The organism is Alistipes sp. DJF_B185 (assembly GCF_964250025.1).
Classification (GTDB): domain Bacteria; phylum Bacteroidota; class Bacteroidia; order Bacteroidales; family Rikenellaceae; genus Alistipes; species Alistipes finegoldii.
Genome location: NZ_CAXUDY010000028.1, coordinates 1,431 through 2,649 on the forward strand (window position 1 = coordinate 1,431; position 1,219 = coordinate 2,649).

Genomic DNA, 1,219 nt, shown 5'->3' on the forward strand with positions numbered 1-1,219 from the left:
AAGTCGTCAGGACGGAGTTCTTGATCCCGTCCATGTAGCGCTTGTATTCCCGTTCGTCGGGGGTGTTCGCCCTGATGACCTCGTGCAACTCGGCCACGAGCGTTGCCATGCCGTCCTTGTCCGGTTTCCCGGTGGGGTTTTCCAGCACTTCCTTGATGGCGCCGAAGCCGCTGTATGCGCCGAGTGTCCTTTCTTCTTCGGGAGTCGGCGCCCGCCGTTCCCTGTCGAGCGTGAAGGCCGTCTTCAGCGCGTCGATATTCTGGCGGAGGTGGGTTTTCTTATTGAATGCCATCTTCGAGAAGTATTTGGACGGTTCCCGTCAGTTCGGTATAGAACAGTTCGTAGTCGGGCGTGTCGGCGAAGTCGTCCGTGAGGTCGTACTTCTCCAGCACCCCGCGGCAGAGGGGCAGCAGGCGTAGAGCCGCCTGCCGGGCGGTATCCTCGGGAATCTCCGCCTCGAATTCCCTCCAGAGGATGTTTACCAGCGTGTTGTAGGGTGAAAAGTGCAGTCCGCGGCAGAGTTCCTCGCGGGCAATTTCTTCGGCCTCGATGTGGTTGCAGCCCGAACGGATCGCCTCGCTGTACGCTTGGGCGGCGCTGTCGGCCCGCTCGGCGATGAACTCACTTTCGGCGATGAGTTCCGGGTGGCTGTCCTTGAGGTAGGATAGTAACGAAAGTCCGTAATAGGACAATTCCCCCGTGGGGGTATGGTGTTGCTTGTCTGGCATGATAAGAATTTTTAGTGGTCGTTGATAATCGGGGAAGAGAAAGGCGCCCCGGGTTCCCACCCGAAGCGCCGACCACTGAAAAAATCCTTATCAAACAAGCGTATCTCGTTATGACAGGTCTTTTCCAGTGGCAAAGGTAACGATTATTTCCGTTTGTTCCTCTTTCCCTGCCTGGGAGTATCGCGCGGTTCGAAAACGAACGAGGTCTTGAACTGGTCATCGAGCGTGAGGGCCGCGTCGAACGTTCCGCCGCCGTTTTTGACGAATCCCCGGATCGTGCCGGTTTTGCCTTTGGTCAGCAGTTCCGCGAGCTGCTTGTCGGTCAGCTCCTTGCGGCCCACGGTTCTCCATACGGTCAGGCCGCAATCGGGATTCTGACACTTGGCGAGTTTGGGATAGAACACCACGGGCCTGCCGCAACGCGGGCAGGCTGTGTCACTCTCCGCGCCGTCGATTCTTGCTTCCAGCAGTTCTTTGGCGATTTGCGAGGC

At 58.1% G+C, this 1,219-nt stretch carries 3 protein-coding genes; all 3 read right to left on the bottom strand.

Annotation, left to right across the window (positions count from 1 at the left end; all coding sequences use genetic code 11):
- Positions 1–292, bottom strand: a 292-nt coding sequence (locus tag ACESTR_RS15480) for a hypothetical protein (protein WP_347021462.1), incomplete at its 3' end; no start/stop codon positions are given.
- Complete coding sequence (locus tag ACESTR_RS15485) at positions 279–728, bottom strand: DUF1896 family protein (RefSeq protein ID WP_004295482.1); 450 nt, start codon at positions 726–728, stop codon at positions 279–281. The genes ACESTR_RS15485 and ACESTR_RS15480, both read right to left, overlap by 14 nt.
- A 143-nt stretch (positions 729–871) precedes the next feature.
- Positions 872–1,219: topoisomerase C-terminal repeat-containing protein (locus tag ACESTR_RS15490; RefSeq protein WP_373179407.1), on the bottom strand; the 348-nt coding region annotated here is incomplete at its 5' end.

Coding starts and splice junctions, on each gene's coding strand:
- ACESTR_RS15485 (WP_004295482.1), bottom strand. CDS start 728: ATGCCAGACAAGCAACACCATACCCCCACGGGGGAATTGTCCTATTAC.